Source organism: Actinoplanes sp. DH11 (assembly GCF_020873875.1).
In the GTDB taxonomy this organism is placed as follows: Bacteria; Actinomycetota; Actinomycetes; order Mycobacteriales; family Micromonosporaceae; genus Actinoplanes.
In genome coordinates, this window is record NZ_JAHWGU010000015.1 from 69,747 (window position 1) to 96,690 (window position 26,944).

Below are 26,944 nucleotides of genomic sequence, written 5' to 3' on the forward strand. Positions count from 1 at the left end.
GGAGCGGACGGTCCGGTAGCGTTCACGCCCGCATGAGCTTCTTTCACATGGGGGACCGGGTTGATGAATCGACGGCTGGCCATCGGATTGGGTACCGCCGCGGCGGTGCTGGGGGCCGGCGGGGGCGTCGCCGTGCTGGCCTGGCCGGACGCGACGGAACCCACGTCCGCGGCGGCGGCGGGCGCGGAGGCGGTCACCGTCCTGGCGCCGGACCCGGCAGCCACCCCGCCGAAGATCAAGACTGAGCTGAACACCGTCGACATCGCCGCGCCCGCCGGTGGCGGCGACGTGGACGTCCCCGAGCGGGAGACGAAGCGGTTCAGCCTGCTCGGCATCACCTGGTCCGACCCGGCCGCCGCGCCGAAGGGCACGATCCAGGTCAAGACCCGCGGCGTGGCCGGCGGCAAGTGGACCGGCTGGCAGAGTCTGGAGCGCTCGGACGACGAGCCGGACGGCGCCGAGGCGGCCGACTCCGGCCGCCGCGGCAGCACCGTGCCGATCTGGGTCGGCCCCTCCGACGGCGTCGCCGTCCGGATCGCCGGCGCCGGTGACGGGCTGCCGAGGGGCATGCGCCTCGACCTGGTCGACCCGGGTTCGCCGAGCGGCGGTGCCGGTGGTGGAGCGGCCGTGACCGAGAGCCCGTCGCCGGAGCCGAGCGTCTCGTCCGCCGACCCGGCGCCGACGACCGACGCGCCGGCCGAGCCGACCGGGACGGCCGAGCCGGCGGAGACCACCGAGGCGCCCGCCGAGCCGGTGGCGCCGAGCGCGACGACGGCCGGGCCCGAGGAGACCACCGAGGCGCCGGCCGCGACGACGGCGCCGGCGCCGGCCGCGACGACCGCGAAGCCGTCCGCGCCGGCCAGTCCCGGCGCGCGGGCGAACACCGTCGCGCCGTCGGCCGCGCAGGCCCGGCCGCAGTTCCCGGCGTATGTCAGCCGAGCCGGCTGGAGCGCCGACGAGCGGATCGTCAAGTCGATCTCCAAGGGCACCGAGGTGCGTGCCCTCTGGGTGCACCACACGGCGACCACCAACGACTACGCCTGCGCCGACTCGGCGGCGATCGTCCGGAGCATCCAGACCTTCCACGTGAAGAGCAACGGCTGGTCCGACATCGGCTACAACTACTTGGTCGACAAGTGCGGCAAGCTTTACGAGGGCCGCAAGGGCGGTGTCGAGGAACCCATCGTCGGCGCGCAGACCCAGGGCTTCAACACCAACTACGCCGGCATCGCGGTGATCGGCGACTTCCGGTACCAGGCGTCCAGCAGTGCGATCGAGACGACCATCGCGCAGGTCGCGGCGGCCCGGCTCACCAAGTACGGCTACAACCCGGCCAGCACGGTGACCGTCAAGGCCGGCTCGACGAACGACAAGTTCAAAATCAACGACTCGGTGACCCTCCAGCGGATCTCCGGTCACCGGGACGGCGACGCCACCGTCTGCCCGGGCGACAACCTCTACACCCGGCTCGGCGCCATCCGCTCCCGTGCCACCCAGCAGGTCACCGGACTGACGCTGAAGGTGAGCGGTGGCGGGGTCAAGAACAACGCGTACTACGTCAAGAAGACCGCCGGGCTGAGCTGGTCGCTGAGCACGCCCACCGCCAACCTGGCCCGGTTCGAGGTGTACGTCGACAACCGCAAGGTCAGCACCCCGGCCGCGGCCGCCCGCTCGGCGAGCGTGATCCTGACGCCGGGCCGGCACACCGTCGCCGTCCGCGCCGTGCACGTCTCCGGCCTCGGCAGCCAGGTCGGCGCCACCGTGTACAGCGATGTCACCGTGCCGGCGTGGACCGCGGGCATGGCGGTCAACCTGCGTACCGGCACCTACAGCACCACGTCGGCACCGGTCACCCTGACCCTGTCGGCGAAGGACAACCTCGCCTTCACCGGGTTCACCGTGACGTCACCGCGCCGCGCCGCGCTCGGCCCGGCCACCAGGGCCTGGAACACCACGGTCAAGCCGGGCACCTCGACCTACACGGTCACCGCCCGGGACCTGTCGGGCAACGCGAAGACGGCGCAGATCAAGCGCAAGGTGTCGCTGCTCGCGGACACCTCGGCGAAGAAGACCGGTGCGTGGACCACGGTGAAGAAGCCGGCGCACCTGAACGGCAAGGCGCTGTCAGCCTCCGCCAAGGGCCGGAAGCTGACCTGGACGTTCAGCGGCCGGACCGCCGCGCTGCTGTTCTCCAAAACCGCCAAGTCCGGCAAGGTGGCGATCTGGGTGGACGGCAAGAAGGTCAGCACGGTCGACCTGCGGTCCAGTAAGAACGCGTACCGCCAGGCGGTCTGGACCCGGAACCTGTCCAACGGCAAGCACAAGATCATGATCGAGGTGCTGGGCACCTCCGGCCGCCCGACGGTCATCTCGGACGGCCTGGTCTTCGGCAACTGACGGTCGTCAGCCGGAGCGGCGCGGGTTCGCGCGCCGCTCCGGGCCGGGCGGCTCGGCGGCCGGGGGCAGCGTGAACCAGAACGTCGCGCCCCGGCCCTCCGCGCTCTCCGCCCAGATCTCACCGCCGTGCCGTTCCACCGCCCGGTGCACGGTGGTCAGCCCGATCCCGGTGCCCGGGAAGTCCCGGGCGTCGTGCAGCCGGGCGAACGGGCGGAACAGCTGCCCGGCCTGCTCGGCGGGGAACCCGGCGCCGTTGTCCCGGACGTAGAACCGGTCGCCCTCGTGACCCACCTCGACCACCGGGTGCTCGACCTTGCGGGTGAACTTCACCGCGTTGTTGATCAGGTTCTCCAGGATCACCCGGACCAGGCCCTCGTCGCCGTCGGCGGTCATCCCCTCGGGAACCGCGTACTCCACGATCCGCTTCGGGTCCCGCGCCGCCACATCACTTATCACCTGCCGCGCCGTGGCCGTCATGTCGAACCTCTCCCGGCGCAGCTCGCCGCGGCTGGCCCGGGCCAGGATCAGCAGCGACTCCACGAGGTCGGCCATCCGCAGCGCGGCCGCGTGGATCCGGGTGATCCGGTGCCGGGTCTGCTCGCCCAGCGGCTCGCCGTCCTCCTCGTCCAGGACGTGCTCGGCGAAGCTGCTGATCACCTGGAGCGGGCCGCGCAGGTCGTGCGAGACCGAACCGGAGAACGCCTCCAGCTCCCGGTTGCGCCACTCCAGCTCCTCGACCAGCGCGGCACGGGTCTCGGCGAGCTGCCGCGCCGACCGCTCCTCGGCAGCGTCCAGCTCGCGGCGCATCAGCTCCTCGCGGATCCGGCGCGACTCGTCGTGCGACTGCTTGCGGCGGATCTGCGCCCGGACGTGCACCAGCAGCCCTTCCGGGATGTCCACGCGCCGCACGTAGTCGTCGGCGCCCGCCGACAGGCAGTCCAGCATGGCGTGCTCGTCACCCGTCACGATCAGCGGCAGCTCACCGATCTGCGGTACGTCCCGGATGCTGCGGCAGGCGTTCCGGGCGCGGTCCAGGTCGTCGTCGAAGCCGACCACGATGCAGTCCGCCGGCTGCTCGGCCAGCAGTTCCAAGGCCTCGCCGATGTTGGCCGAGAGCACCGTGTCGTACCCCTCGGGCCGCAGCGCGTCCGCCCACACCTGCCGGTCGTCGTCGTTCGTGCTGATGATCAGCACCTTGCCCGGGCCGTACAGGTTGCCGAAGCCCTCGATCGGCAGTTGCTCGGCGCTCTGCCGCAGCACCGCCGCCAGCTTCGCCAGCACCACCGCGAGGTCCTGCTGCTTGCGGACGAACCCGTCGGCGCCGGCCTCCAGCATCTGCATCTCGGTCGCGTAGTCGTCGGCCGCGGTCATCAGGATGCACGGGGTGTCGCGCAGCGCCGGGTCCAGCCGGATCCGGCGGATCACGGTGGCGCCGTCGATGCCCGGCATCACACCGTCCACGATCACCGCGTGCGGCCGGCGGTCGGCGGCCATCCGCAGGCCCTCCTCGCCGCTGGCCGCGGTCAGCACCGCGTATCCCTCCGGTTCGAGCAGGTCACGCAGCTGTTCGCGGAAGGTCATGCTGTCGTCGATGACGAGCACGCTGGTCCGGTCGGCGCCCTGCGGTGCCTCACCAAGCAGCTGACGGGTACGCGCCACGACGTACCCCGCGTCGTAGGGCTTCCCGATGTACTCGTCCGCGCCGGTCCGCAACCCGGCCAGCCGGTCGGCCACCTCCTGTTCGCTGGAGAGCAGCATGATCACTACGTCCGGGCGGAGTCCGCGCAGCTCGGCGAGGAGTTCAAGGCCGTCCGCGTCGGGCAGGATCACGTCGAGCACCGCCGCGTCGAAGACCGCCGCCACGAACGCCGCCCGCGCCTCCGTGCCGCTGGCACACAGGACGGTGGTGAAGCCGTCGTCGGAGAACGCCTCGTGCAGGTCCATCCGCACGGTGAGGCTGTCGTCCACGATCAGCACGGTCGGCGTCATCGCCGGCCCGCCACGGGATGCAGTTCGGCGATCCGGCCGGCCATCCGGGCCGGTGGCAGCACGTACGCGGCCGCGCCGATCAGCGCCGCCTCCCGGGGCATCCCGTAGACGACGCAGCTCCCCTCGTCCTGGGCGAACGTGATCGCGCCCCGGTTACGCATCTGCAGCAGCCCGGTCGCGCCGTCCCGGCCCATCCCGGTGAGCAGGCAACCGGCCGCGGAGGGCCCGAACTCGGCCGCCACCGACTCGAAGAGCACGTCCACCGCCGGCCGGCAGGAGTGCCGGGGCGGGCCGTCGCTGAGCCGCACCAGCTTGTCGCGGACGTAGAGGTGCCGGTCCGGGGGCGCGAGCAGTACCTGCCCGGCGATCCGGCTGACCGGGGTGCCGTCGATCGCGTACCGCACGTTGCGGCCGGTCTGCCCGGCCAGCCAGTCGGAGAACGCCACCGCGAACTGCTCGCTCGCCGCGATGTGCTGCACCGCCAGCACCGGGGTGGCGAAGTTCGGCGGCAGCTCGCGGATCAGCTCGGTGAGGGCGCCGGGACCACCGGTGGAGGAACCCACCGCGACCACGCCGAGCGCGGGCGCGGCGACCGGCACCGGGGAGGCGGGCGGCACCGGTGCCGCGGTACGGCCCCGCGCACCGAGCCGGGCCCGCGGATGCGTTATCACCCGGATCCGGGAGACGATCCGCAGCGTGGTGCGCAGCCGCCGCCCCCAGTCCGCGTCCGAGTCGTCGCCGCGCGGCTTCTCCAGCACGTCCACCGCGCCGGCGGCCAGCGCGTTGTAGGTGCTGAACAACTCCTGCCGGTCGGCCGACGAGACCACCAGGATCGGCGTCGGATGCTCGGCCATGATGTGCTCGGTCGCGGCCAGGCCGCTGATCCCGGGCAGCATCATGTCCATCGTGATCACGTCGGGGCGCAACCGGCCGGTCAGCTCGACGGCGTGCTCGCCGTCGACGGCCTCCCCGACGACCTGCAGCTCCGGATCGGGCGCCAAGGCTTCTCGCAGGTGGTGGCGCATGGTGAGGGAATCCTCGACGATCAGCACCCGGATCATGAGCGCACCACCAGACGACGGATGTGTGCCAACAGCTCCTCCTGGTCGAACTCGCCCTTGACCACGTAGGCGTCGGCGCCGGCGGAACGGCCGCGTTCCCGGTCCTCGGCGCCGGCCCGGGAACTGACAAGCACGCACGGGACGCCGGACAGTTCCGGGTCGGCCCGGATCCGTTCCACAAGCGTGAAGCCGTCGATGCCGGGCATGTCGATGTCGCTGAGCACCAGGCCGTACCGGCTGGCGCGGGCCTTCTCCAGGCCCTCCTCGCCGGACGCGGCCAGCTCCACCTGGTAACCGGCCGACTCGAGGATGCTGCGCTCCAGCATCCGGGTGGTCAGCGAGTCGTCGACGACCAGGACCGGCAGCGGTTCGGCGGCCGGCGAGGCGGCCGTGCCGGCCCCGCTGCCGTGCCGGCGCAGCACCTCGGTGGCCAGGCCCTCCGGGTCCAGCACCAGCCGGGGACGGCCGTCGGCCTCGACCGAGACGCTGCTGATGATCGGTGACGCGGGCGCCAGGTCCGGCAGCGGGCGGGCGACGAGCGCCGAGGTGCCGCAGAGCCGGTCCACCCCGATCGCCAGCGTGCCGGCGGTGCAGTTCAGCACGACGGCGGCCCCGGTGCCCGGCACGTCGGGGACCGTGTCGCCGGTGTAGAGCACCTCGGCCAGAGGGAGGAACGGTGCCGCGCTCCCGTCGTACAGGATCCGGCCGCTGGAGGTCGCGGTGGCCGCCTCCGCGGCACTCAGCCGCAGGCATCCGCGGACCGCGTCCAGCGGGACCGTCGCGGTGGCGCCGCCCGCCTCCACCATCAGGCCGGTCATGCTGAGCAGCGTCAGCGGGATGACCAGCTCCACGGTGGCACCCTCGCCCGGTGTGCTGCGCACCCGCACCTCGCCGTGCAACTGCGCGGCGACGTCCCGCACCGCGTCCATCCCGATACCGCGCCCGGCCACCTCGGTGACCTTCGGCGAGGTGCTGATCCCGCCGTGCAGCACCAGGTCCAGCAGCTCCCGGTCGGCAGGCGGCGGGTCGCCGGGACCGAGCATCCCGCGTTCCTGCGCGGTGCGCCGCAGTGCCGCCAGGTCGAAGCCCCGGCCGTCGTCGGAGCAGCGGAACAGGGCCCACCGGCCGCGCCGCTCCACCTCGAAGGTGACGGTGCCCTCGGCGGGTTTGCCGGCGGTCAGCCGCTCCGGTTCCGGTTCGATGCCGTGCACCACCGCGTTGCGCACCACGTGCAGGAACGCGCCACTGGCCGGGCTGAGCAGGTGCGCGCCCATCCGGATGTCCGCGCCGCGCGAGACGAACCGCACCCGGCGGCCCTCCGCGTCGGCGGCGTCGCGGACCGCCCGGCGCAACGTGGTGAAGATGCTCCCCGCCGGCACCAGCCGCAGGCCTTCCGCCTTGGCCCGGACGTCGTCGAGCCCGCGCACGATCTGGTCGACCGCGTCGGTGAAGCGGCGGCTCGCCGAACCCAGTTCGGCGGCGAGCCGCTCGGCGGACACCCGGACGGGGCCGTCCACCGCCGAGCGGCCGGCGCGCAGCTGGTCCGAAAGGGCCTCGGCGCTGCGGTGCAGGCGTTCCATGGTGCCGCAGCCGTCACGCAGCGGCATCATCTGCGCGTTCGTCTCGCCGATCGCGTCGAGCAGTTCGTCGAGGTCGCTGGTGGTGGCCCGGCCCGGCCCGCTCAGCGGTTCCGGCGCGGGCGGCGGCTGCGGCGCCGACACCGGCACCGGCGCCGGATCAGGTGCGGCCGGCCGGACCGCCGGCTCGCCCGCCGCGGCCGCCGGCTGTTCCGGCGGCTCGGGAGCTTCCGGCGGCGGCGGTGCCTCCAGCAGGGCCACCTGTGCCGCGATCTCGTCGTTGAGACGCAGCAACTCCCGCATCTCCTCGGCCGCCAGCGGGGCGTCCCCCGACCGGTGCGGGACCAGGATGTCCTCGAACGCGTGCGCCCGGTCCGCGATCTCCTTCTGCTTCACCACCCGGGCCGCGCCCTTGAGGGTGTGCGCGACACGCAGCAACCGGCCCACCGGTTCGGGCCCCGGCCGCTGGTCGAGGTCGAGCACCCCGGCACTGATCTGGTCGACCAGCTCCCGCGCCTCGAGCCGGAAGTACCTGAGCGGGTCACGGCCCCCCATCAGTGCTTACCGGAACCCACGAGTTCGAGCAGGTCACCGGAGAGCGCGGTGAGGTGTGCGGCGGTCTGCTTGGTCTGCACCGCGCTGGCCTCGGTCTCGCGGGAGACCCGCGCGGTGTCGCCGGCGGCCACGTTGACCTGCTCGACGGCGGTGGTCTGCTGCTTCGTGCTGAGCTCGATCTCCCGGGTGGCGTCGTTCGTGGTGGCGACCAGCTTGACGATCTCCCGGAACGAGTTGGTGGCCTCGTTGAACTGCCGGGCGCCGGAGTCCACCGCCTTCGCCCCGATCTCGGTCGCCATCACCGTGGTGTTGACCGCGCCCCGGACGTCCTCGATCAGCGCCCGGATCTCCTTGGCCGACGCCGCCGTCCGGTCCGCCAGCTTGCGAATCTCCTCGGCCACCACCGCGAACCGCCGGCCCCACTCACCGGCGCCGCTCGCCTCGATGGTCGCGTTGATGGCCAGGATGTTGGTCTGCTCGGCCAGCTCGGAGACCAGGTCGACGACCATGCCGATCTGCTGCGACTTCTCGCCGAGCGCCAGCATGTGCTGCACGATCTGATCCACCTGCGTCCGGATCGCGGTCATCGACATCCGGGTCTGGTCGATCGTCGAGTCGCCGGCCCGGGCCGCCGCTTCGGTGTCCTCGGCGATCTTCGACACCCGCTGCGCGGACTCGGCGATCTGCCGCGAGGTGATCAGCAGCTCGCTGATCGTCGTGGTGATCTCGCTCATCGCGCTCGCCTGGTCCCGGCCGCCGCTGACCTGCTGCGACGCCGCCGCCTCCAGCTGCGCCGACGAGCTCTGGATGTGGCCGACCGCCGCACCGACCTCGCGGCGCAGGTCCCGGTTGAGCCGCCAGGCCACGCCGCCCGCGCAGGCGACGGCGAGCGCACCCAGGGCCAGGATGACAGCGACCACGAGGCCGGCCTGGTCCGTCGACTCCGTCCGGCGCTCCTCCACGTCCGCGCGGACCCGCGCGATCAGATCGGCGAGCTCGTCCTGCATGGTCACCCGCAGCGGCTTCGCCTGGCCGTCGTTGAGCCGCACGATGTCGTCGACGGTGGCGCCGTTGGCCCGCTGGTTCATCACCTTGGCGATCGCGTCGGCGTACGCCTGCTCCGCCGCGGCCACCCGGTCCAGGTTGTCCCGCGTGGCGTCGTCCTCGATCGACTCCCGCAACGTGGCGACCTGCTGCTGGAACGTCGTCCGGTCGGCGGTGGCCGCGTCGGCGTACTCGTCGGTCACGTAGAGCAGATAGCCGCGCACGTTGGCCAGCCGGGTCTCGAAGATCCGGCCCAGGGCCTCGGCCCCGGTCAGGTTCGTGGTCGCCGCCGCGATCACCCGGTCCTTCGACTCGACCGCCAGGGACAGCCCGAAGACCGCCACGAAGACCGACAGCAGGGTGAAGACGATGGTGATGGCGATACCGGTGGCCAGCTTCCGGCCGAACGTGTGCCCTGCCATCATGACGTCTCCTTCGGGTCGGGCTGGTGCCCGGCCAGCTGATGTACGAGAGCGCGGGTCGCCGGCACGTCCACGATCGGCCGGTTGCCGTCCGGCAGGCGGACCAGTCCCTGGAGGTAGGTGCCGGGCCCGGCGTCGCCGATGGAGCCCTCCACCACGTCGACGACCGGCACCCGCAGATGGTGGTCGAGCCGGTGGAAGGCGAGCGCGAGCGGCGGGGCGCCGGTGGTCAGGACGAGCCAGCGGGGGCGCTCCGGGATCGGGTGGCCGAGCAGGGCGGCCAGGTCGTAGACGGGCACCACGGCGCCGGCGAACCCGGCGACACCGAGCAGGGCGGGCACGGGGGTGGGCAGCGCGGTCACCGCGCGGTCGGGATGGACACCGGAGGCCTGGGAGAGGCGCAACGCGTACGGGCGCCCGCCCACCCCGATCGCCAGCAGTTCCACGCTGTCGGCGCCGACGGTCCGGGCCGGTTCGGCGAACGACCTGTCGAAGTCGGTCCGCAGCCGGTTCACCCGCTCCGCGACGGTCCGCCCGGTCATCGCCGCACCCCGCACGCCTCGAGTTCGGCACGGCACAGCGTGGTGAGGGCCAGCCGCCCGAACCCGCCGCCGAACAGCACGATCCGTTCCTCGTCCTCCCGGACCAGCAGCTCCAGCGCCGGTTGCAGGTGCGCCACCGCCCCCCGGTCGTCGCCGCGCCGCCGGAACAGCAGGCCCAGCCGCAGCCGGGGCATCGCGAAGGCCGGGTCCAGGTAGGCGGCGAGCCGGTACTGCCCGGCCGCCTGCTCGGCGCAGTCCAGCTCGTGGCAGACGCCGAGCAGGTGGTGCGCGTCCGGGTGTGGCCCGCCGATGTCCATCAGCCGGTGCGCGGCGTCCCGGGCCTCCTCGACCCGCCCGGTCTGCGCGAGCAGCACCCCGCGCATCAGCAGCTCGCGGACCCCGGACGGTGCGCGCATCACGTCCAGGGCGTCGGCGAACCGGTCGTCGCGCAACAGTCCCAGCGCCCGCTCGTAGTCGTCCCCGGCACCCGTCTCGTTCTGGCGCGGCGGCGGTGCCGGTGCGGGCCGGGACTCCCGGCGGGGCTGCTGCGCGCGGCGGTAGTAGACCGTACCGCCGTCGTGGAAGACCTCGAGGTCGTCGGGGTCGCTGCCCAGCGAGTCGGTGTGCCCGAGGAACAGGTATCCGCCCTCGGCCAGCGAATCGGTCAGGTGCCGGATCAGCCGGTCGGCGACGGCCGGGGTGAGGTACATCAGCAGGTTGCGGCAGAAGATCACGTCGTACCGGCCCGGCTGCCACAGGTGCGGCGCCTCGTCGGCCAGGTTCTGCTCGAGGAACTGCACGATCGCGACCGCCTCGTCGGCCACCCGGAACTCGTCGCCCGCCGGCCGGAACCAGCGCCGCCGCATGTCATCCGGTGTCTCCCGCAGCGACCAGCCGGCATAGGTCGCGGTCCGGGCCTTCGCCAGCATCCGCCGGTTCGCGTCCACCCCGGTCACCGCGAGGATCCAATCGCTGCCGGGCCGGGCCCGGCAGGCCTCGATGGCGAGGGAGTACGCCTCCTCGCCGGACGAGCACCCCACCGAGATCAGTCGCAGCACCCGCTGCCCGGCCCGTGCCGCGATCCGCGCCGGCAACGCCTGGTCCCGCAGGATCCGGAACTGGTCGCTGTGCCGGAAGAAGTACGTCTCGGTGATGCTGAGCGCCTCCGCCAGCTCCGCCGTCTCACCGTCCCAGCCCGGTTCGGCGAGCCGGTTCAGGTACTCCCGCTCGCTCAACCCGTGCGCTGCCGCCCGCGCCGACAGCACGGTCGCGGTCTGCGCGCCGTCCTGATCGGTGGCGGTCCACCCGAGCCGCCGTTGCAGCAGCTCCCAGAACCGGGCCAGGTCCGCACCGCGGATCATCCCGCCGCCCCCGCGGTCTCGGCGACCCGGCCCGCCGCCGTCTCCGTTGCGTGCGCCGCCTCCGGCGCGGCGGCGAGTGCCGCGCTCGCGGCCTCCCACACCTCGTCCGGCACGGCCCGGATGCCGTGCAGCAGCAGCAGGGGATCGGTCCCGATCCGGCCCACCGCCGCGACGAGCGACTTCGAGACCACGCCGCTGAGAATCGCGACCGGCCCCTCGGGTGGCACCACGTCGATCTCCTGCACGCCCAGGACCGGCCCGGTGGCGCAGGCGATCGTCCCCTGCCCGGCACGGACCGCCACGTAGCGTTCGATGTCCCCGATCTCACCGGTGAGCAGCCGGGTCACGTCCACGACGGGCGACGGCGCGCCGCGCAGGATGGCCAGCCCGCGAACGTAGGGCGGCGTCCCGGCGAGCGGCCGCGTCCGCAGCGGCCGCATCGTCTCGACCACCTCATCGAGCGGGAACGCGCAGAACAACGCGCCGGCCTGAAAGACCAGTGCGACAATCCCGGCTGACTCACCCCGCTGCCCCACCACTCGCTCAGGCTAGCGAGTGATTCACGGGCTTTCGCGAGCTTCGCTCGCTTTGCACCCCTGCCGGTCGGCGACCCGGCACGACACCACCGGTCCCGGCGAGCGGCCGCCCTCCGCCCGCCGGGACCGGCTGCTCATGGCGCGCCGTCGTACCGCATCGCCGGCGCCTCGCCCGCATCACTGGCCCCGCGCTGCGGCCCCACCTGCCATGGCGCACGCCCGTCACCGGCGTCGACGGCGCGGCCCGCCCACGGCACACCGTCATAGCCTCCGGGCACCTGTTCCGGTACCTGTCCCGGCGCCGGGCTCGGCGCCGGCTCGCCGGCGTGAGCATCCGGCGCGCCCGGCACGAACCCTGGCGCCGGCCGCCCCGCGACCGGCATGTCCACGCCGGGCATCTCGGTGGCGAGCGTGGGAAGGCGCAGCTGCGGCGCGGTCTCCGGCGTGGGGGAGGAGGAGAGACGCAGGCCGGGATCGTCCGGGCCGAGCCGCAGACCCGGCGCCGGCATGTGCGCGGTGTCGGCCGCGGCGATCTGCGGCCCGGCCACCGGCGACGGCAGGACGCCGGCTTCCGGTACGAACCCGGCGGGCGCGGTCGCGGTGGATGCGGGGTCGGCCGCCGGCCAGCCGGCCGGGACGGGGCCGACCGGTGGCGCGACAGGTGCGGCGGCCGGTGTGCGGGTGGCCGGCCAGAGGCGGGGGCGGCGCTTGGCGGCCAGGTCCTCGGCCCAGCCGAACAGGACCACGGCCACCGCTGTCACCGCGAACGTGATGCCGAGCGTCACCGGTGCCTCCAACCGGCCCAGGTCCTCCATGGCGACGAAGGCCAGGATCGGCCAGACCGAGGCGATCGCGACGCCGTGCCAGAGGTAGACGGTGACGGCGCGGGAGTTGAGCAGGTTCACGGCGCGGTCGACGGCCGGCACCGCGACGAGCCGCTCGATCGGTGGCTGCCAGCGCAGCGCGAGCAGCACGAACGCCAGGGAGTAGACGGCCTGCGCCTCGGAGACCCCGTTCAGGTCCCAGCCGGTCTCGGCGTGACCTTGGACGAGCCAGTACAGCCCGGTGCCGGCGAGGGCGAAGAAGGCGCCAGCGACGAGCACCGGAGAGGTACGCCCGAGGCGGCCGTCCCGATGGGCGAAACCGGCCAGCCAGCACGCGCCGTAGGTCGCCAGGTCCCACAGGGCCGACTCGGCGGCCGCCGGCATGCCGAACGAGCCGCGCTGGAGCACGGCCATCAGCAGCAGCGGGAGCGCGAGCGCCGGCCAGCCGACCCGGCGGAAGACCGGGTAGAGAAGCGGGGAGAGCACGACCAGCCAGAGGTACGTGCGGACGTACCACAGCGCGTCCCAGACGAAGGCCCCCGCGTCGCTGCCGGGCGGGTCGCCGAGCGGCAGCAGCCAGAAGACCAGGGTGCCCGGCTGGAACGGGTGCTCGCCGCCGGTCTCGCCGGTCCAGCCGGCGTGGAGCATCGCCGGCACCGTGACGAGGCCGAGCAACCACACCGGTGGCAGCAGCCGCCGCGCCCGCGAGACGACGACGTCCCCGGCGGAGCGCTTCGCCAGGGAGGCGGCGGTGAGGGAGCCGGCGACCGCGAACATGACGCCCATGGCGGGGAACACGATGGACAGCAGCGGCCATCCGAAGTGGTGGTAGACGATCACCCGGACGATCGCCACGGCGCGGAGCAGGTCCAGGTATCGATTTCGCACCGGGCGAACTTAGCGGCGGCCGAGTGATGAACGGGACCGTCCGGACAGTCAGCAGAAACGTCGTGGCGGATTAACCCGTTCGACGGAACAATGCGGATTCACGGTGCGATTGTGCGACGGACGTGCTTGCCGGGAAATGGCGTTACGCCTGCTCACCCCGTACAAGAGAAGGCTTTTGATCTGTCCGCTCGGAAAACGGGTAAGTGACCGCGTCCGAGTGGGGCCGTTGGTCAACTGCGTGCGCACCGGAAAGGCCGGAGTGCCCTGACCGACGGGATCGACGAAGTTATGCGGAAACCTCTGGTACTGGCCTGTGTGGCCGCCGCGACGCTGGCCGCGGGTGGCGTGACCGCGACAGCGCTGGCGCAGGCGTCACCGGACGTGCCGGAAGTGCCGGACGCGCAACTGTTCGGTGTGCCGATGCTGCCGGGCGACGACGCGGACTTCGCCGAGCCGTCCACTCCGGCCGGTCCCCGGCCGGGTGCGCCGATGGGGGACGCGGTGAGCGCGAAGCCTGCCCCGGGCGAATCCGCCGGGGGAAAAAATCACGATAAATCAGACAGTACGCCGACGGTCGTGCCGTCCGTCTCCACCGCGCCGGGCGAACCCCGGCGACGCGGCCCGAAAGCCTCCGGCGCAGACGGCGGCGCGGGCAGCGGCGCGGACGGCGGCGAGCGCGCCCCGGCCGGCCGCCGGAGTGCGGGCGAGCGCGCCGCCCCCGACGTGCTCGCTGCGGCCCGCGCCCAGGTCACCGCCCGGGACATCTCGAACAGCCCGGCCGCCCCGGTGCAGCAGCACGTGCTCGCGCTCGTCAACCGCAACCGCCGCAGCCACGGCTGCGGCAACCTCACGCCGGACCGCCGGCTGATCGAGGCCGCCAACCGGCACGCCGCCGACATGGCCCGGCGCGGCTACTTCGCGCACGAGGGCCCGGACGGCGACCGGGCCGGCAGCCGGGTCTCCGAGGCCGGGTACGAGTGGAGCCGGTACGGCGAGAACATCGCGCGCGGCCAGAAATCGCCGTACGAGGTGGTCAGCGACTGGATGGACAGCCCGCAGCACCGGGAGAACATCCTGGACTGCCGGCTCGACCAGATGGGTGTCGGCCTGGCGATCGCCGGTGACACCCCGTACTGGGTGCAGGACTTCGCTACGCCGCGTTGATCACGCGCTGACTCCCCGGAACCTCAAGCGCGCCGCCGGGCTGCCGATGGCATCCCGGATTCATGTCACGGTCCTTCCCCGGACGTCACAGGTGGGGCGGCTGTGCTTCGATGTGCGGACAACACTCCTGGGGAGGAATACATCTTGTCAGTGAGACGGGTTACCGCCCGCCTCGCCAGTGCCGTTACAGCGGTTCTGGTGGGCGGTGGTCTCGGCGCGATCGCGCTGTCGCCGGCCGGTGCCGGTGCGGCCGCGCCGGTGACCACGGCCGTGGCCACCACGGTGGTCGCCAAGGCGGCTGCCGCGTCGTGCGCGACCGGCAAGTACCAGAAGCAGGTCGAGGGCTACCTCAAGAAACTGGGCGGCTACGGGAAGGTCACGGTCGACGGCAAGCAGTCCACCGCCGACTGTGCCGCGATCGTCAAGTTCCAGAAGCGGTTCGGCATCCAGCCGGCCAAGGGGCTCGCCGGTCCGACGACCTACGACGTGGCCAAGCGACTGGCGGCGACGAAGACGTCGGCCTGCAAGGCGAAGAAGAAGGGCATCACCTTCTGCGTCGACCTGAAGAACCAGACCTCCTGGGTCATGAAGAACGGCAAGGTCAAGGCCAAGCCGACGGTGGTTCGCACGGGGATGAAGGGGTACCGCACGCCGGCGGGCACCTTCAAGATCAACAAGCGGACGAAGAAGGAGTGGTCGGACCCGTACGAGGTGTGGCTGCCGTACTGGCAGCGATTCGTGCGTGGCATCGGGTTCCACCAGACCACCACCTACATCCACGACAAGTGGCGGGGTTCGCACGGCTGCGTGAACCTGCTGCCGGTGGACGCCAAGGCGTACTACAGCCTCGGCAAGATCGGTTACACGGTGAAGACGTTCGGGCGCCGTCCCGGCACCTGATCCGCCTGAACCGCTGACGCGACGGGCCGTCCCCGCACGGGGCGGCCCGTCGCCGTCTTTCGCGGGCGGCGTCTTCCGCGTTCGCGGCGGCGGCCCGGCCCGCATAGAGTGGCGTCTGTGTCTGATCAGCGACGCACTGTGATCATCGCTGCCGGTGCCCTGGTGCTGCTCGGGTCCACCGCCGCCTCCTGCGACGACGAACCCAGCGCGATCCGGGTGGGCACGGCCACCGTCGCAGGGGTCGACGAGATCGTGGAGGCACCCGGTACAGTCGTGGCCCGGACCGCCGCGACACTCACCGCACCCGCCGCCGGCACCCTCGCCGACCTGCGCGTCGAACCCGGCGACCGGGTGGACCGGGGCGACCTGCTCGCCGTCATCGAGTCGCCCGAGCTGGAACGCCGCCGTGCCGCCGCCGCCGAGGCCCTGGACCAGGCGCCGTCGGCCGGCGGGGTGCCCACCGGCGGGACCGCGGGTTTCGTGGCGGCCGGCCGGCGCACCGACGAACAGGCCGCCGAGGCGTTCCGGCACGCCCGCGAGGCCGCCGACAAGATCACTGACCCGGCGTTGAAGGCGGCGCTGCGCCACCAGGTCGACGCGGCCCGCGAGCAGTACACGGCGGCGTCGGCGGCGGTGGACGCGGCGCTGCGCTCGGTCCAGCGCGGCGTCGCCTCGCTCAGCCGGGCGGTGGGCGCGCTGAGCGCGGCGCAACGGCTTCAGGCCGAGCAGGCGTACGAGCTTGCCGACGCGGCCGTGGAAGCACTCGACCTCCGGGCGCCGGTCGCCGGGATCGTGCAGCTCGGCGGCTCGGCGCAGCAACCGGCGGCACCCGACCTGGCCGGCATCCTGGCGGGTGGCGCGGTGCCGCAGGCCGGCACCCCGGCAGGGGTGGACACCGCGGTTCCCGAGGGCGGCTACGTGGCCGCCGGCACCCCGGTGCTGACCGTTGTCGACACCGGCCGGCTCGGCCTGACCGCCGACGTGGACGAGACCGACGTGCTGCTCGTCGAGGCGGGCGTCGAGGCGGAGGCCGAGCTGGACGCGGCGCCCGGGGCGACGTACCCGGCGACGGTCCGCTCGGCCGACCTGCTCCCCACCACGTCCGCCCGCGGCGGCATCTCCTACCAGGTGCGGCTCGACCTGGGGGAGGGGACCTACCCGGCCGGCGGCGCGGCCGCCCCCGACCCCCGGCCCGGGATGAGCGCGGTGATCCGGCTGCGGGTGCGCCAGGCGCAGGACGCGGTCACCGTGCCCGCCTCCGCCGTGGTCAGCGCGAGCGGCCGGGACACCGTCTGGGCGGTCCGGGACGGCAGGTTCCAGGCCGTGCCGGTCACCCTCGGCGTGCAGGGCGAGGAGACCGTCCAAGTCCTGTCCGGTGTGTCCGCCGGCGACCGTGTCGTGATCGCCGGCGCCGACCAGGTCGAGGCCGGCGACGAGGCGCCGTGACCGCGCCCGCCATCGTCGCCACCGACGTGACCCGCACCTACGAGCTGGACGGGCTGTCCGTGCCGGCGTTGCGCGGCGTCTCGCTCACCGTGGCCGCGGGCGACTACGTGGCGATCGTCGGCGCCTCCGGCTCCGGCAAGTCGACCCTGATGCATCTGCTCGGCGGCCTGGACCGGCCGACCGGCGGCACCCTGCTGATCGGCGGCCAGGACGTGTCCCGGCTGTCACCCACCGAGATGGCGCACCTGCGCAACACCACGATCGGCTTCGTCTTCCAATCCTTCCACCTGCTGTCCCGGACCACCGCGCAGGACAACGTGGGACTGCCGCTGGTCTACCGCGGCGCGGGCCGCCGGGAACGCCGCGCCCGGGCCGCCGCCATGCTGGACAGGGTCGGCCTGGCACACCGGATGACCCACCGGCCCAACCAGATGTCCGGCGGCGAACAGCAGCGGGTCGCGATCGCCCGGGCCCTGGTGACCGGGCCGTCGGTGCTGCTGGCCGACGAGCCCACCGGCAACCTGGACTCCACCACCGGGCAGGCCGTCCTGGCCCTGCTCGAATCGCTGAACGCCGACGGGGTCGCCGTCGTCCTGGTCACCCACGACCGGGAGGTCGCTGCCCGGGCCCACCGGCAGATCGTGATGCGGGACGGGCTGATCGCGTGAGACTCGCCGAGGCGTGGCGCGTCGCCCTGGAAGCGCTGCGCGCCAACCGCCTGCGCAGCCTGCTCACCATGCTCGGCGTGGTGATCGGGGTGGCGGCCGTGGTCGCGCTCGTCGGCATCGGGACCGGCACCAAACAGCAGATCGAGCAGCAGGTCGAAGGGCTCGGCTCCAACCTGCTCATCGTCGTACCCGGACGGCTCGAAGCCGGCGCCGCGCCCACCTCCTCGCCCCTCACCCTGGACGACGTCGACGCGGTGAGCCGGATCGTCGGCGACCCCTCCCGGGTCGCCGTCACGATCAGCTCCGGCGAGACCGTCCGGGCCGGGCGCAACACCGGTTTCGCCAGCATGCAGGGCGTCCTCGAGACCACCCCGGACGTCTTCGTCCGCCGCCTCGACCGGGGCACCTACCTGACCCGGACCGACGTGAGCACCGGGCGCCGGGTCGCGGTCCTCGGCGCCGGGCTGGCCGGCACGCTCTTCGGCGAACGCGACCCGATCGGGCGGCAGATCACCATCGGCGGCGTACGGTTCCGGGTGATCGGCACGTTCGAACAGCTCGGGCAGAGCCTCGGCGTGGACCGGGACGGCGAGGTGCACGTACCCGTCACCGCCGCGCAGCGGCTGCTCGGCACCGAGCGCATCGACGGTCTCGCCATCCGCGCACCGGACCGGGAACGGATCGGTGCGCTCAGCTCCGCGGTGGTGGCCGCCCTCGCCGACCGGCACCCGGACACCGACTTCTCCGCGGTCACCCAGGAACAGATCCTCGGCGTGCTCGGCGACATCCTCGGCGTGCTGACCGGGGTGCTCGCCGCCATCGCCGGGATCAGCCTGCTCGTCGGCGGCGTCGGCGTCTCCAACATCATGCTGGTGTCGGTGCGCGAGCGGACCCGCGAGATCGGCCTGCGCAAGGCGGTCGGCGCCCGGCCCCGCGACATCGGCGTGCAGTTCCTCCTGGAGGCGGTGCTGCTGACCACCACCGGCGGGGTGCTCGGCATGCTGCTCGGCGGCTCGGCCGCGATCCTGGTCGACCGGTTGTCCCCGGTGCCGGCCGCCCTGACCTGGTGGTCGATGGCCCTGGCCTTCGGGGTGTCGGCAGTGGTCGGCATCGTGTTCGGGGTGGTCCCCGCGCAGCGCGCCGGCCGCCTCGACCCGGTAGTGGCGCTGCGCACGGAATAACGACAAACCGCCGGACGGCGACGAGGATGGCACATCATGCGTCTCCCCGCCCCGCTCCAGGTCTTCGCCGCGATCGCCTCGGTCCAGTTCGGCAGCGCGATCGCGCACACCCTCTTCGACGACCTCGGCGCGGGCGGCGTGACCTTCCTGCGGCTCGCCATCGCCGCGGTCATCTTCGGGGTGATCGCGCGGCCGAAACTGCGTACCTGGTCACCTGCCGCCTGGCGGGCCGCCGTGCTGCTCGGCGTGGTGATGGCCGCGATGAACCTGATCTTCTACCTGGCGCTGCGGACCGTGCCGCTCGGCCTCGCGGTGACCGTCGAGTTCCTCGGCCCGCTGCTGCTCGCCCTGGTGCAGACCCGCCGGCTCGCCGAGTTGCTCTGGGCCCTGCTCGCCGGCGCCGGTGTGCTCCTGCTCGGCCTGGACACGTCGTCCGGCGCCCCGCTGAGCGGCCTGCTCCTGGCCTTCCTCGCCGGCCTCTGCTGGGCGGGGTACATCGTCTTCAGTGCCCGCCTCGGCGCGGTCGTCCCCGGCACCGGCGGCCTCGCCGTGGCCCTGGCCGTCGGTGCCGTGCTTGTCGCGCCGTTCGGCGCCGCGGCGGTCACCGCGATCCCGGCGAACCCGGCCCTGCTGATCGGCGCCACCGCCGTCGCGCTGCTCTCCTCGGTGATCTCCTACGGTCTGGAGATCGACGCGCTGCGCCGGATACCGACCCGCGTCTTCGGCATCCTGATGAGCCTGGAACCGGCCGCCGCGGCCGTCGCCGGCCTGGTCGTCCTGCGCCAGCGGCTCGGCCGCCTGGAAATCCTCGCCCTGCTGCTGGTCAGCGTCGCCAGCCTCGGCGCCACCCTCGCCAAACGGAAGACTCAGTTGGAGCCGGTACGCGCCGAATGATGGGGCGGACACCGGAGGAGAGCCTTGCCCTTTCAGATTCGCGACAAGCACGGTGCCTCCCGTGCCGTCGCCTACCTGATGCTGGTCGCCGGTGGCTACAACCTGATCACCGGTGTGGTGATGCGACTCGGAGAACCGGTCGCCGAACTGGCCGCGCTGGGCGTCGCCTCGCTCGCCTTCCTGGCCACCGGCGTCGTCTGCATCCGCCGCCCGCAGGCTTTGCCCCGGGCGTTCTGGCCGGCCGTGCCGCTGCTGTCGGTCGCCGCCATCAGCGGACTGAACTACGCGACCCGGGACACCACGACCGGCGCCCAGTTGTTCTACCTCTGGCCGCTGCTCTTCGCCGCGTCGTTCCTGAGCCGCTGGCTCGTCGGCATCACCGTCGCCGCCATCTCGGCCGGGCACGCCGCGGTCGCCTTCGCCTTCTCCGCCACGACGGCCGCCCTGCACGACTGGCCGGCGGTCAGCGTGGCCATGGCGATGACCGCGTTCGTCGTGGCCGGGCTGCGCGAACGCAACGACCGGCTGCGTGCCGTCCTGGAGGCGCAGGCCTCGTCGGACTCCCTGACCGGGGTCGCGAACCGGCGGGCCTTCGACGAGGAACTGACCCGGACCGCCGAGGCCGCGAGCCGTGGCGGCGACCCGCTCGCCCTGGTCATGGTCGACGTCGACCACTTCAAGGCGATAAACGACACCTGGGGACACGCCACCGGCGACCGGGCCCTGCGCGCCGTCGCCGACGCGCTGAGCGGCACCACGACCGGCACCGACCACCTGGTGGCCCGGCTCGGCGGCGACGAGTTCGCGGTGCTGCTGCGGTCCGGGCCGGGCGAGGCGCTGCGGTACGCCGAACAGGCCCGGGCGCGCCTCGCCACCGCACCCGGCCTGCCGTCCGGACCGCCGGAACTGAGCATCGGCGTCGCCGCACTGCCGCACCACGCCGGCTCCGCCGAGGAGTTGCAGCGGGTCGCCGACGCCGCCCTGTACGGCGCCAAGGAGGCCGGCCGGGGATGCAGCGCCGTCGCCGGCTACCGGATCAACGCGGCGTGACGATCGGCTGCTCGGCCGTCGTCTCGTCCAGCGCCGCCGCCTTCGCCAGCACACCCTGGATCTCCGGGTTGTTGCGCGGATAAGGCCCCCACCCGTCCCGCAGCACGTGGATGTAGACCGACTCCAGGCACACCCCGATCCGTTCCGCCAGGTCGGTGTCCTCGGGCGCGCCCAGCCGGACCGCCCGCGCGAAGTGGTCGAGCGCCTCCATGTACCGCCCCTGGTCGAAGCAGCACCGCCCGGCGTTCTCGTGCACCACACTGCGCACCGCCGCCGACACGTCCGCGTCCACCGCGCGCTGGAACAGCCGATCCGCCTCGATGAAGTCGCCGCGCAGCCGCAGCACGTGCGCCAGCTCCGCCTGCGCGATCACGATGGACTGCAGGTCCTTGGCCGACTCGGCGTGCGCCAGCGCCAACCGGCTCGCGGCCGCCGCCATCCCCAGCTCACCGAGCAGGCGGTAGACCTCCGCCCGCACACTGAGCAGCCCCGCTTTGACAATGTTGTCGGCCTCGTCGGCGAGCGGCCCGTCAAGCCGTTCCCCGAGCTCCCGCAACGCGTCCCGGTCATCCACGACCTCACGCAGCGTGGCCCCGTCGAGCCGCCACCGGATCGCTGACAGGTCGGCGGCGGTCAGCGGCAGGTGCGGCGCCAGCAGTGGCGGTGCGTCCGCCTGCTCCCCGCCTGCCTGCTCCCCGCCTGCCCGCTCGGCGCGGGCGGTCCCTTCAGCCGGCGTCGTGCGGGCATCACCCGATGTGGTCCCGGCCCGGTCGTCGGTGGCTTCGGATCTGCCACCTTCGGCCGTGCCGGCGCGGGTGTGCTCGGCCCCGGTCTCGCCCTTGACGGCTGCGGCCTCGCTTCTTTCGGCCGTGGTGTTGCCGGTTGCCGCCCGGTCAGTTGTGGTGTCGCCGGTTGCGGCCGTGTCGGTAGCCGCCTTGTCCGGTGCGGCGTTGTCGGCTGCGGCTCTGTCGCCTGCGGCGTTGCCGGCTGCGGCTCTGTCGGCTGCGGCCTTGGCGGCTCCGGCCTTGGCGGCGAACCAGCCGCCGCCGAACGCCGTGTCCGCATACCGCCGGGGTTCGGTGTCCGGCCCGCTGAGCTCCAGCTTCGCGATCGGCTTGAGGTTGTGCCAGGTACCGTCCGCGTCCATGTAGGGCGCGTCCGGATCCACCACACCATCAGCCTGCGAGTTCTCCGGAGCACCGCCGCCCTGCATCCCGTCGCGGCCCGAGCCGTCGTCGCCCGCCTGGCCGTCGCCCGCCTGGCCGTCGCCCGCCTGGCCGTTGCTTGCCTGGTCGTTGCTTGCCTGGTCGTTGCTTGCCTGGTCGTTGCTCGCCTGGCCGTTACTCGCCCGGCCCTCGCTCGCCCGGCTGTCCTCGCCTTGGCGGTTGTCTGCCGAGGCGCCGCCCGGTGCCTGCTGCCCGGCCGCGGGCTCTCCCGTCCGCGACGAACCCTCGTCCCGAGGTCCAGGCTGAACCGGAACCGTGACCCGCCGGTCTCCCAGCGGCACGGTAGGCCCGTCCGCGGCCACCCGCGGCCGCCCGACCGCCGGCCACACATCCACCGGCCCGGCACCGTCACCCCGCACGGGGACGCCCGGGTGACCCTCGCCCGGCCCGGTCATGCCGGCACGGTGTCCACCACCCTGGTGCGGAACGGTTCCGTGCGCCGGTCCGCCCGTGGTCGGCTCCGCCCACGCGCCACTCTGAGCTGCGATGCTCCCGGTCTTCTGGGCGGGGATCCTGCCATCACCGGGTGCGAGGTCACCGGCATGGGTGGGCCTGCGGCCACTCGAATCAGCGACATCACGGCCGTCGATGCCGTGCTCCGCCGCCCCGGCAGCCACCGGCTGGCGCACTGCGCCGTCAGCCGGCGACCCCTGGGCCGCGCCGCCAGGCATCGGCCCCTCGGCCGCGCCGTCAGGCTTCTGACCGTGCGCTGTGCTGGCGGCTACCGGGCCCCGCGCTGCGTACTCAGCCGACAAGCCTCGTGGCGCACCGTCAGGACCTGGGACAGCCGTCGTGCCGGCGGTTGCGGTCTCCGGCACGGGCGCGACGGGTCCTCGCGGGAATCCGTTGCCGGCCGTGGCAGGCGCGGGAAGCCTTTCGTCCGGAATGCCGTGCTTGTGCCGGGCATCCGCCGCGTCGGGCGCGTTTCGGGAACCCGCCGCGTCGGGCGTGTTCTGGGAACCCGCCATACCAGCCGCATTCTGGGAAGCCGCCATGCCGGGCCTGTTGTCAGAACTCGCCATGCCCGGCGCGCTTCGCGCACCTGACGCAGGGGGTGTGTGCCGGCCGTCCGGGACGGGCCACCCGGCCTGACCGGCGGGGGGCGGCTGCCAGCCCGGCGGCATCGGCTGCGTTGCGGGCAGCACCTGGCGTGCGGGCGGCGGCTGCCATCCCGAAGGCTGCGGCGAATGAGCCTGGACGTCGGGCGTCCCGCCTGCCTGCCGCTCCTCGGGGACCCCGGCGTTCTGCGGGAACGCGTAGCGATCGCCGTTCGTGGCGTTGCTCTGCCGCGGAACCGCCCGGTCGTTCTGCGCAGCGTCGGCCTGCCAGGGCGTGGCCGGGACGGCCCGGTCGTTCTGCGCGGCTTCGGGCTGCCAGGACGTGGCCGGGCTGCCCGATACCGCAGCGGACTGCGGTGGCGCGATGTGCGGTGCTGCCGGTGCCGGCTGCGGGAACGCGGACTGACCGCCCTGCCACGCCCGGGAATGCTCGGATTCGGGCCGGCCGTGCTGCGGCGTACCCATCACCTGTCCAGGCTCAGGCTGCCGCACCGCCGGCGGCCAGGCGGTCGCCGCGTTCGGCTGAGCGATGCTACCGGGCTGGCCGGGGACGTCTACCCGGCCCAGGGTGCCGTTTTGTTCTACTTCGCCGCTTTCGCGGTAGTGACCCGCGTGCCGGACAGAGCCGGGCTGGCTGACCGAGCCGGGGTGGTCGGCAGGACCGGGGTGGCTGGTCGAGCCGTGCTGGACGGCCGGGCCGGGGAAGTTCGGGCGGCCCGGAGCCTGCGGCGGGACCACCCGGTCGGGGCGGCCTGTCGCGGGGTCGGCCGGGGGACGGGCCGGCGGTGGCCAGGCTGTCGCCGCTGCCGGTACCGCTCCGGACACCTCCGGCGACCGGGAGGCCCAGCCCGCCGGGGAGGTCGGGCGCGAACCGGCCGGCGGCTGATGCACCTCGTCCGGGACGATCGACCAGGGTCCGTCGCCGCCGGCTACGACCACATGGGCGGTACGCGGTGACTTCCGTGAACGCTGATGCGGCACGTCGGGGTCGCCGGCCGGGTACGGTGCCGGAACTGTCGGCCGGCCGGCCGGCGACGCGGGGAATCCGTACCCGTGCTGTCCGCCCGGCTGGGTGTGCGAAGCGAATCCCGTCTGGCCGGCGTTCGCGGGTTGCTGGGCGAAACCTTGGCCGGGGTGCGCGGCCTGCGGGGCGAAGCCCGGTGCGGCGTGCGTGGGCGGAGTGCCGGGACCCGGTTGACCGGTGTGCGCGGACGGACCGCCGGGGGAGTGGTTTCCGCGCGGCTCGGCGGCCGGGTCGGGGATTGCCGGACCGGCAGGCGCGGCCGGGAACGGCGGTGCGGCGGGACCGGCCGGAGACACCGGGCGCTCGCGAGTGGCCGACCGATCCTCAGTGCCTGCGCTGCCGGGATCGCCCGGCCGGGTTTGGGCTCCCGCGTTGCCGGGATCACCCGCCCGGTCCTGAGCGCCTGCGTTGCCGGGATCACCCGGCCAGTCTTGAGCGCCTGCGTTGCCGGGATCACCCGGCCGGTCCTGAGCGCCTGCGTTGCCGGGAACGCCCGGCCTGTGCTGAGCGCCGGCGTTGATGGGGGCATCCGGGCGTTCGGCGCCGGCGGGAGCATCCGGCCGGCCGTAGGCGCCGGCGGTGGCATCGGGTCGCCCATGGGCACCGGAACGCTCCGGACCGGCCGGACCGGCCGGGGCTGCCGGTGATCCGGGTGCGGCGTGCGCGGCCGGGCGGTCCTGGGCGGCCGAGCCGTTGTGAGTGGCCGGCTGGGATGCCAGGTCGGTGGGTGCGCCGGGATGCCGGGTGGTGGCCTGCTCGGTGGTGGCGTCGACCGGTTCCGCGGCGGCTGCGGGGTGCGGCCGGGACTGAGGGGCGCTGCCGGGTCGTGCGGGGACCGTCGGGCGGCCGTTCGCCGGGGACGCCGCGGGACGGGCCGGTTCGGACGGCGGCTGGACACCGTTCGGGCCGATCACCCGGGCCGGGGCCACGGGCGCCGGTGCGGCGATCACCCGCGGTGTCACCGGCGGATCGGCCTTGATCACGCGGGGGACCGGGGGCGGCGCGGAACGGCTGACGACCTTCGGTGCCGACGGGTTCTCCGGACGTCGCAGGACCCGGGGTGTGCCGTCGTCGTCCCGCCCGCTCGAACCGTCGGCGACCTGCTCGGCGGCCGGCGGCTGATCCCTTTCGGTCCGGGAACGCTCGGGAGCGCGCTCGTCGGCTCGTTCGGCGGTGCGCTCGCCGGCTCGTGCTGGCGCCCAGCCGTCGGCTCGTGGCGGCGTCCAGTCGTCGGTTCGCGGCGCGTCCGTGCCGGTGCCGATCGTCTCCCGGTCGTCGTGGCGTACGCCCTCCGGGCGCCGGACCCCGATCGTCGGCATGCTGAGCATGCCGTCGCCGTCGAGGAAGTCGTCGCGGGCCGGCATCGCCGACCGTCCGTCGCCGGATGCCCACCGATCATCGGCGGCCGAATCGGCGGGAGCCCGGCCGTCGGCGGGAGCCCGGCCGTCGGCGGGAGCCCGCCCGTCGGCGAGAGCCCGCCCGTCGGCGGCAGCGCGGCCGTCGGCCGAGGCTCGCCCTTCAATCGAACCCGAACCCGAACCTGGAGCCGAATCTGCGAGCGGGTCCAAGGCCGGCACCGAAGCCGGACCGGAACCCGGGACCGACGCGGAACCAGCACCATGGACCGGCGCGGAACCGGAAGCAGGAACCGGCGCGGAACTGGAACCCGGTACCGAGGCTGAGCCGGAAGCAGGGACGGAGGCCGAACCGGAGGCTGGGGCCGCGACGGAGCCGGAAGCCGGGATCGAGGCGGAACCAGAGGCCGGAACAGAGGCGGCACCGGAAGCGGAAGCCGCGGTACGTCCGTCCGCGCCCTCGCGCCGCTCGTCCCAGTGCTCGCCGCGCCGGTCGCCGTAGGCGGAGGAGGAAGCTGCCGCAGCGGGCCGGTACAGCTCGTAGGCGTCCGTGTCCGGCACCTGGGCCCGCCCGGCCGCGGACACGTCGTCGCGCCGGGTGCGCCGGGGTTCCTGGTCCCGGTCGTCGCGCCGGGTACGCCGCCCGCCCACCGGCCGGATCGGGCCGAAGTCGTCGTCCGCCCAGTCCCGGCCACGGCTGTCCGGGCGCTCGTCGTAGCGGCCGTCGGCACGGTCGGGGAAACGGTCGTCGTGCCGGCTGTCGGGACCGTCGGGGGAACGGTCGAAGGAACGGTCGTGGTACCGGGTGTCGGCACGGTCGGCGGCACGGTCGTCGAAGCGGCCGGCGGAGCGGTCGTCGTAACGGCTGTCGGCACGGTCCAGGGAGCGGCCGGCATGGCGTTCGTCGTCGTGGCGGGCGCCGCGCCGCCCGTACCCCTCGATGTCGCTGTCGTCGTGGAGGGCCGGAGCGCGACGCGCCCCGCGGCGATCCCCGTCGCGGCGCCCGCGTCGTCCGGATTCGAGGTCGGCGGCGCTGCGGCCGCGGTCGTCCTCCCAGTACTCGTCGGAGCCCAGTTCGATGGTCCGGCCGTCCGGCGGCAGGCGGCGGGTGTCGTCCTCCCACTGCTCGTCGTGCCGGCGGGCGGCGCGGCGGTCCCGGGAGACCGGGGTGCCGCGGCGCAGGTCGGGCCGGGCGTCCGGGTCCTGGATCGGGAAGTCGGGTTTGTCGAAGTCGACGCCGAGTTCGGGGCGGTTGAAGTCCACGTCGTCGAACTCGTTGCCGGCCAGGTTCGGCTTCGAGGTGTCGATCGGCACGAAGTCCGGGTCGTTCAGCCAGCTCGGCCGCTGGTCGTCGAAGGCACGGTGGGCCTGCGGCGTGTCCGCGCCGGCGCGCGTGCGACGGGTCGGGATGACCGGGTCGGGCGCGGTGCGTTTGACGTACGGCCTCTCCTGGATGACCGCGGACTGCGGCATGAACGAGTACTCGCTGTACTCGTCCTCCCAGTATTCGTCGTCCTCGAAGCTCATGCGGCGGCCCCGAACCGGCCCGGGGGGAATCCACTGCCCCAATGCCGCATCCGCGCCACCGTCCTCACCCCTGTCCCACCTCCGCGCACCGGTGCCCGCCCCTCGCGCCCCGATTCGATGCCTGCCACGTGGTGGATGTGGAAGGTTAATCACGGATTTGCGTAGTGCGCTACCGCGCTGCGGACCTCTGTCACGGAACCCGCGTAGTGCCTGCGGGGACCGATTGTCCCGGCGCCGCAGCCCGCCGGGAGTCGT

Annotated in this window: 16 protein-coding genes and 1 pseudogene; 8 read left to right on the plus strand and 9 right to left on the minus strand. The window is 73.6% G+C overall.

What is annotated here, in order from left to right; genetic code table 11:
• The first annotated feature begins 63 nt into the window (after positions 1-63).
• Positions 64-2,397, plus strand: coding sequence for an N-acetylmuramoyl-L-alanine amidase (locus LPA41_RS22270; protein ID WP_229072632.1), 2,334 nt, complete (start codon positions 64-66; stop codon positions 2,395-2,397).
• Between the two features lie 6 nt (positions 2,398-2,403).
• On the opposite strand, the gene LPA41_RS22275 is transcribed toward LPA41_RS22270, so the two are convergent.
• From LPA41_RS22275 to LPA41_RS22315, 8 genes are all read right to left on the minus strand, one after another.
• Positions 2,404-4,386, minus strand: a complete 1,983-nt coding sequence (locus tag LPA41_RS22275; protein ID WP_229072633.1) for a response regulator — start codon at positions 4,384-4,386, stop codon at positions 2,404-2,406.
• On the minus strand, positions 4,383-5,447 hold the full coding sequence (gene cheB / locus LPA41_RS22280) for a chemotaxis-specific protein-glutamate methyltransferase CheB (RefSeq protein WP_229072634.1): 1,065 nt from the start codon (positions 5,445-5,447) through the stop codon (positions 4,383-4,385). Before cheB ends, LPA41_RS22275 begins: the two co-directional genes overlap by 4 nt.
• Positions 5,444-7,579, minus strand: a complete 2,136-nt coding sequence (locus LPA41_RS42480) for a response regulator (protein WP_304523790.1) — start codon at positions 7,577-7,579, stop codon at positions 5,444-5,446. The genes cheB and LPA41_RS42480 overlap by 4 nt, the downstream gene beginning before the upstream one ends.
• Complete coding sequence (locus tag LPA41_RS22295) at positions 7,579-9,048, minus strand: methyl-accepting chemotaxis protein (RefSeq protein WP_229072635.1); 1,470 nt, start codon at positions 9,046-9,048, stop codon at positions 7,579-7,581. Before LPA41_RS22295 ends, LPA41_RS42480 begins: the two co-directional genes overlap by 1 nt.
• Positions 9,045-9,587, minus strand: coding sequence for a chemotaxis protein CheW (locus LPA41_RS22300; RefSeq protein ID WP_229072636.1), 543 nt, complete (start codon positions 9,585-9,587; stop codon positions 9,045-9,047). Before LPA41_RS22300 ends, LPA41_RS22295 begins: the two co-directional genes overlap by 4 nt.
• Positions 9,584-10,948, minus strand: coding sequence for a protein-glutamate O-methyltransferase CheR (locus LPA41_RS22305; protein WP_229072637.1), 1,365 nt, complete (start codon positions 10,946-10,948; stop codon positions 9,584-9,586). Before LPA41_RS22305 ends, LPA41_RS22300 begins: the two co-directional genes overlap by 4 nt.
• Positions 10,945-11,487: a chemotaxis protein CheW gene (locus tag LPA41_RS22310; protein WP_229072638.1), complete on the minus strand. Its 543-nt coding sequence runs from the start codon at positions 11,485-11,487 to the stop codon at positions 10,945-10,947. Before LPA41_RS22310 ends, LPA41_RS22305 begins: the two co-directional genes overlap by 4 nt.
• Positions 11,488-11,618: 131 nt before the next feature.
• Positions 11,619-13,196, minus strand: coding sequence for an acyltransferase family protein (locus LPA41_RS22315; protein ID WP_229072639.1), 1,578 nt, complete (start codon positions 13,194-13,196; stop codon positions 11,619-11,621).
• 288 nt (positions 13,197-13,484) lie between these two features.
• Here LPA41_RS22315 and LPA41_RS22320 point away from each other — a divergent pair, with 288 nt between their 5' ends.
• From LPA41_RS22320 to LPA41_RS22350, 7 genes and pseudogenes are all read left to right on the plus strand, one after another.
• On the plus strand, positions 13,485-14,360 hold the full coding sequence (locus LPA41_RS22320; protein ID WP_229072641.1) for a CAP domain-containing protein: 876 nt from the start codon (positions 13,485-13,487) through the stop codon (positions 14,358-14,360).
• 144 nt (positions 14,361-14,504) lie between these two features.
• Positions 14,505-15,260: a L,D-transpeptidase family protein gene (locus LPA41_RS22325; protein ID WP_255690104.1), complete on the plus strand. Its 756-nt coding sequence runs from the start codon at positions 14,505-14,507 to the stop codon at positions 15,258-15,260.
• A gap of 117 nt (positions 15,261-15,377) precedes the next feature.
• A complete protein-coding gene (locus LPA41_RS22330) occupies positions 15,378-16,706 on the plus strand; it encodes an efflux RND transporter periplasmic adaptor subunit (RefSeq protein WP_229072645.1) in 1,329 nt (442 codons plus the stop codon).
• Positions 16,703-17,368: pseudogene (locus LPA41_RS22335) on the plus strand (ABC transporter ATP-binding protein); the annotation flags it as partial. The gene LPA41_RS22330 and the pseudogene LPA41_RS22335, both read left to right, overlap by 4 nt.
• A 2-nt stretch (positions 17,369-17,370) precedes the next feature.
• Entirely contained in the window at positions 17,371-18,555 is a 1,185-nt protein-coding gene (locus LPA41_RS22340; RefSeq protein ID WP_229072648.1) for an ABC transporter permease, read from the plus strand.
• Positions 18,556-18,591: 36 nt separating this feature from the next.
• Positions 18,592-19,449: a DMT family transporter gene (locus LPA41_RS22345; RefSeq protein WP_229072649.1), complete on the plus strand. Its 858-nt coding sequence runs from the start codon at positions 18,592-18,594 to the stop codon at positions 19,447-19,449.
• 24 nt (positions 19,450-19,473) lie between these two features.
• Positions 19,474-20,499 carry a diguanylate cyclase gene (locus tag LPA41_RS22350; RefSeq protein ID WP_229072650.1) on the plus strand — a complete coding sequence of 342 codons (1,026 nt, stop codon included), beginning with the start codon at positions 19,474-19,476 and terminating at the stop codon, positions 20,497-20,499.
• On the opposite strand, the gene LPA41_RS22355 is transcribed toward LPA41_RS22350, so the two are convergent.
• Positions 20,486-26,689: a hypothetical protein gene (locus tag LPA41_RS22355; protein WP_229072652.1), complete on the minus strand. Its 6,204-nt coding sequence runs from the start codon at positions 26,687-26,689 to the stop codon at positions 20,486-20,488. The genes LPA41_RS22350 and LPA41_RS22355 overlap by 14 nt on opposite strands.
• Positions 26,690-26,944: the final 255 nt, after the last annotated feature.